Below are 4,767 nucleotides of genomic sequence, written 5' to 3' on the forward strand. Positions count from 1 at the left end.
GCCCAAGACGCTGCACACCGGGTGGCGCGGGGTGTGGCCCCCGCCACCCGGTGTCCAGCGTCTTCGGCGCGGGCGCGACCTTCTTGCCGGCCACCCGCCAGGGCTGCTCGACGAGGGCGACGGTCACGCCGTGCGCGGGCAGCGCGGCGGCGAGCGCCCGGAGGTCGCGGGCCTCGATGCCGCCGCCCGCGCCATGGCTCACGGCCAGCACCAGCCGGGCCTCCTCCGCCGGGTGCCAGGTGATCCGGGCGTCCCCGGCCTCCGTACCGACCGTCTCGGTGGTCACGTCGGTCACGTGTGTCTCATCCGTCACGTCAGAAGAGTGTGCCCTCTTCCGGTGCCTCCAGCTCCTTCAGCAGCTCCGGGCCGTTGTTGCGGACGTTGCTGACGGCCGTGGAGACCGGGTAGGCGCGCATCAGGCCGGGCGGGGGCGGGGCGAGCAGGTCGCGCAGGGCGTCGGGGTCGGTGCGGGAGGGGTCGAGCCAGGCGTCCCAGCGGTCGGGGGTGAGCATCAGCGGCATCCGGGGGTGGATGTCGGCGAGGGAGCGGGGGCCCTCGGCGGGGGCCACGGCCAGCGGGGTCCGCTCGGCCTCGGTGGTGATCACCGAGCAGGTCACCCACCAGGCGCGGGGGTGGTCGTCGGGCAGGGTCCGGTCGCGCCAGAACTCGTACAGCCCGGCCATCGCGAACACCGAGCCGTCTGCGGGCAGCACGAAGTACGGCTGCTTGCGGGGCCGCTTCTTCCTGCCCTCGACCTCCAGCTCGCGCTCCTGCTCGCCGGTGACCCACTCGTAGTAGCCGTCGGCGGGCAGGATGCAGCGGCGGGCGGCGAAGGCGCGGCGGTAGGCGGGCTTCTCGTGCACGGTCTCCGCGCGGGCGTTGATCATCCGGGCGCCGCCCTCGGGGCTCTTGGCCCAGGACGGGACCAGTCCCCACTTCAGCTTGCGCAGCTGGCGAACCGGACGAGGGGATTCCGCGTCTTTCAGGGGACGGTCCAGGACGGCGTAGACCTCCTTGGTCGGCGCCACGTTGTAGTCCGGCTCCAGGGTCTCCTCGGGCTCCCACATCTCGACTTCGAAGACACCTGCGAGATCCTCGGGCCTACGACTCGATGCATACCGTCCGCACATAAGTGCCACACTGCCAGACGCCTCACGACGACAGGGAGCCATCACCGGAATGGACAGCCTCGCCGCCATCGCGCTGCCCGACCTCTGGGACCGGCTCACCGGAACCCAGCCCGCCCCGGGACTGTGGGTGGTGCTGGCCACGCTCGCCGCCGCGCTGGCCGTGGTGGTCCCGCACCCGGTGTGGCGGATATCCCGCAACGCGATCACCATCGCGCACGAGGGCGGCCACGGTCTGCTCGCCCTGCTCACCGGCCGGCAGCTCACCGGCATCCGGCTGCACTCCGACACCAGCGGCCTCACCCTGAGCCGGGGCAAGCCGTACGGGGCCGGCATGATCCTGACCGCCGCCGCCGGCTATCCGGCCCCCTCGCTGCTGGGCCTCGGCGGGGCCGCGCTGCTGGCGGCCGACCGCGTCACCCTGCTGCTGTGGGTGGCGACCGCGCTGCTGCTGGTGATGCTGGTGGTGATCCGCAACGCCTACGGCGTGCTGACCGTGGTCCTCGCCGGCGGCACGTTCCTGCTGGTGTCCTGGCTGGCGGAGCCGCGGGTGCAGGCGGCGTTCGGGTACGCGGTGGTGTGGTTCCTGCTGCTCGGCGGGGTCCGGCCGGCGTTCGAGCTCCAGGCCAGGCGGTCGCGGGGCGGCGCGGGCGACTCGGACGCCGACCAGCTGTCCCGGCTGACGCACGTACCGGCGGGCCTGTGGCTGCTGCTGTTCCACGCCGTGTCGCTGTGCTCGCTGATCGGCGGTGGCCGCTGGCTGCTGGAAGGTTGACCCCGGGCCCTCCTTATAAAGTGGCCCCATGACCCCGAACAGCTCCTCAACCGCCCTCTGGCCCGCCCCGCACGCGAGCGGAGCCGTCGACGCGACGGTCCACGTGCCGGGGTCCAAGTCGGTCACCAACCGCGCCCTGGTCCTGGCCGCCCTGGCCTCCGAGCCGGGCTGGCTGCGCCGCCCGCTGCGGTCCCGCGACACCCTGCTGATGGCCGGCGCGCTGCGGGCCATGGGCGTGGAGATCGAGGAGGGAGTGGGTCCCGACGGCACCGGCGAGGCCTGGCGGGTGCTGCCCACGGGCCTGCGCGGCCCGGCCACGGTGGACGTCGGCAACGCGGGCACGGTGATGCGGTTCGTGCCGCCGGTGGCCGCGCTGGCCGACGGCCCGATCCGGTTCGACGGGGACCCCCGGTCGTACGAGCGCCCCCTGAACGGCGTGATCGACGCGCTGCGGCAGCTGGGCGCCCGGATCGACGACGACGGCCGGGGCGCGCTGCCGCTGACCGTGCACGGCGGCGGGGCCCTGGACGGCGGCCCGGTCTCGGTCGACGCCTCCTCCTCGTCCCAGTTCGTCTCGGCGCTGCTGCTGTCCGGACCGCGCTTCAACCAGGGCGTGGAGGTCCGCCACACCGGCGCGACCCTGCCCTCGATGCCGCACATCCGTATGACGGTGGAGATGCTGCGCGCGGCCGGCGCCCAGGTGGACACCCCGGAGTCGGGCGGCGAGCCGAACGTGTGGCGGGTGACGCCGGGCGCGATGCTCGGCCGGGACCTGACCATCGAGCCGGACCTGTCCAACGCGCAGCCGTTCCTGGCGGCGGCCCTGGTGACCGGCGGCAAGGTGCTGATCCCGGACTGGCCGGCCCGCACCACCCAGCCGGGTGACCGGCTGCGGGAGATCTTCACCGAGATGGGCGGTTCCTGCGAACTCACCGACTCGGGGCTGGTGTTCACCGGATCGGGCGCGATCCACGGCATCGACGTGGACCTGGGTGACGTGGGCGAGCTGACCCCGGGGATCGCGGCGGTGGCCGCGCTCGCCGACTCGCCGTCCACCCTGCGGGGCGTGGCCCACCTGCGGCTGCACGAGACGGACCGGCTGGCCGCGCTCAGCAAGGAGATCAACGAGCTGGGCGGCGACGTCACGGAGACCGCCGACGGCCTGCACATCCGCCCGCGCCCGCTGCACGGCGGGACCTTCCACACCTACGAGGACCACCGCCTGGCCACCGCCGGTGCGATCATCGGCCTGGCGGTGCCGGGTGTCCGGATCGAGAACGTGGCGACGACGGCGAAGACCCTGCCGGACTTCCCCGAGCTGTGGACCGGGATGCTCGGGCAGTAGGGACGTACGCCATGCGCCGCTACGGCAAGCACACCGACGAGGACGACATCCGCAGCCGCCCCAACCGCAAGGGCAACCGGCCGCGCACGAACATCCGGCCCAAGTACGAGGACGCCGCCGAGGGCATGGTCCTCACCGTCGACCGGGGGCGGCTGACCTGCCTGGTGGGCGACCGGCCGGTGCTGGCCATGAAGGCCCGCGAGCTGGGCCGCAAGGCCGCCGTCGTGGGCGACCGGGTGGCGCTGGTCGGCGATCTGTCCGGCAAGAAGGACACCCTCGCCCGGATCGTCCGCATCGAGGAGCGCTCGTCGGTGCTGCGGCGCACGGCCGACGACGACGATCCCTACGAGCGCGTGGTCGTCGCCAACGCCGACCAGCTGGCCATCGTGACCGCCCTGGCCGACCCCGAGCCCCGCCCCCGCCTCGTCGACCGCTGCCTGGTCGCGGCCTACGACGGCGGCCTGGATCCGCTGCTGGTGCTGACCAAGTCGGACCTGGCCCCGCCGGACAAGCTGCTGGAGCTGTACGGCGACCTGGACATCCCGTACGTCGTCACCAGCCGGGAGGAGTTGGAGAACGGCGACGCGGCGAACCGGGTGCGCGCCCACCTGAGCGGCAAGAGCACGGCGTTCGTGGGGCACTCGGGCGTCGGCAAGACCACCCTGGTCAACGCGCTGGTGCCCGAGGAGCGCCGGCGGACGACCGGACTGGTCAACGCGGTGACCGGCCGGGGCCGGCACACCACCACCTCCGCGCTCGCGCTGCCGCTGGCCGGTGCGGACGGCTGGGTGATCGACACCCCGGGGGTCCGGTCCTTCGGGCTCGCCCACATCGACCCGTCCCGGGTGATCCACGCCTTCCCGGACCTCGAACCCGGCACCGCGGACTGCCCGCGCGCGTGCAGCCACGACGAGCCGGACTGCGCGCTGGACGCGTGGGTGGCCGACGGCCACGCCGACCCGGCGCGGCTGTACTCCCTGCGCCGGCTGCTGGCCACGCGGGAGCGCCGGGAAGGCGACTGAGTCCCGCGTTGTTTGCCCGAGCATCAGTCCGGTGAGTGCATAATCACACCGAGCCGGAGATCCGGACCCAACGGGAGGACAGCACATGGCATGGCTGCTGGTCATAGTGGCCGGGATATTGGAGACCGGTTTCGCCGTGTGCCTGAAACTCTCGCACGGGTTCACACGCCTGTGGCCGACGATCGCGTTCGCGTCGTTCGCACTGGGCAGCTTCGGTCTGCTGACCCTGTCCCTGAGGAAGCTGGACGTCGGCCCGGCGTACGCGGTGTGGACCGGCATCGGCGCGGCGGGCACCGCGATCTACGGCATGGTCTTCCTCGGCGACCTGGTGTCCACCTTGAAGATCGTCTCCATCAGCCTGGTCATCGTCGGGGTGATCGGGCTCCAGCTGTCGGGGTCGGCGCACTAGAGGGCCGCGCCGGTCCGCCCAGGTGGCGCGGCAGCACGGCCCGCACCAGCTCCGCGATGCCGCCCTCCCCGGGCGGGGCCGCCACACAG

The 4,767-nt window shown here is 73.2% G+C and carries 5 protein-coding genes and 1 pseudogene; 4 read left to right on the top strand and 2 right to left on the bottom strand.

Annotated elements, in window-relative coordinates; all coding sequences use genetic code 11:
- Window positions 1-286, bottom strand: a pseudogene (locus H5J33_RS23855) (hydrolase); the annotation flags it as partial.
- Window positions 287-314: 28 nt separating this feature from the next.
- Window positions 315-1,130 (bottom strand): SOS response-associated peptidase, encoded by an 816-nt coding sequence (locus H5J33_RS23860; protein WP_181796948.1) that lies wholly within the window; start codon window positions 1,128-1,130, stop codon window positions 315-317.
- A 49-nt stretch (window positions 1,131-1,179) separates the two neighbouring features.
- Between H5J33_RS23860 and H5J33_RS23865 the strand changes: the two genes are divergently transcribed.
- From H5J33_RS23865 to H5J33_RS23880, 4 genes are all read left to right on the top strand, one after another.
- Entirely contained in the window at window positions 1,180-1,902 is a 723-nt protein-coding gene (locus H5J33_RS23865) for a M50 family metallopeptidase (protein ID WP_181796949.1), read from the top strand.
- Window positions 1,903-1,930: 28 nt separating this feature from the next.
- Entirely contained in the window at window positions 1,931-3,247 is a 1,317-nt protein-coding gene (aroA, locus tag H5J33_RS23870) for a 3-phosphoshikimate 1-carboxyvinyltransferase (RefSeq protein ID WP_181796950.1), read from the top strand.
- Between the two features lie 11 nt (window positions 3,248-3,258).
- The gene (gene rsgA, locus H5J33_RS23875) at window positions 3,259-4,269 is read left to right on the top strand and encodes a ribosome small subunit-dependent GTPase A (protein ID WP_181796951.1); all 1,011 of its coding nucleotides are present in this window, start codon (window positions 3,259-3,261) and stop codon (window positions 4,267-4,269) included.
- 85 nt (window positions 4,270-4,354) lie between these two features.
- A complete protein-coding gene (locus H5J33_RS23880; RefSeq protein WP_014674883.1) occupies window positions 4,355-4,678 on the top strand; it encodes a multidrug efflux SMR transporter in 324 nt (107 codons plus the stop codon).
- Window positions 4,679-4,767: the final 89 nt, after the last annotated feature.

The organism is Streptomyces sp. WELS2, from assembly GCF_013870595.1.
In the GTDB taxonomy this organism is placed as follows: Bacteria; Actinomycetota; Actinomycetes; order Streptomycetales; family Streptomycetaceae; genus Streptomyces.

Excerpts from the sequence above, each read along its gene's own strand:
- aroA (WP_181796950.1), top strand. The coding sequence starts at position 1,931 with ATGACCCCGAACAGCTCCTCAACCGCCCTCTGGCCCGCCCCGCACGCG.
- H5J33_RS23880 (WP_014674883.1), top strand. The coding sequence starts at position 4,355 with ATGGCATGGCTGCTGGTCATAGTGGCCGGGATATTGGAGACCGGTTTC.
- H5J33_RS23860 (WP_181796948.1), bottom strand. The coding sequence starts at position 1,130 with ATGTGCGGACGGTATGCATCGAGTCGTAGGCCCGAGGATCTCGCAGGT.
- rsgA (WP_181796951.1), top strand. The coding sequence starts at position 3,259 with ATGCGCCGCTACGGCAAGCACACCGACGAGGACGACATCCGCAGCCGC.
- H5J33_RS23865 (WP_181796949.1), top strand. The coding sequence starts at position 1,180 with ATGGACAGCCTCGCCGCCATCGCGCTGCCCGACCTCTGGGACCGGCTC.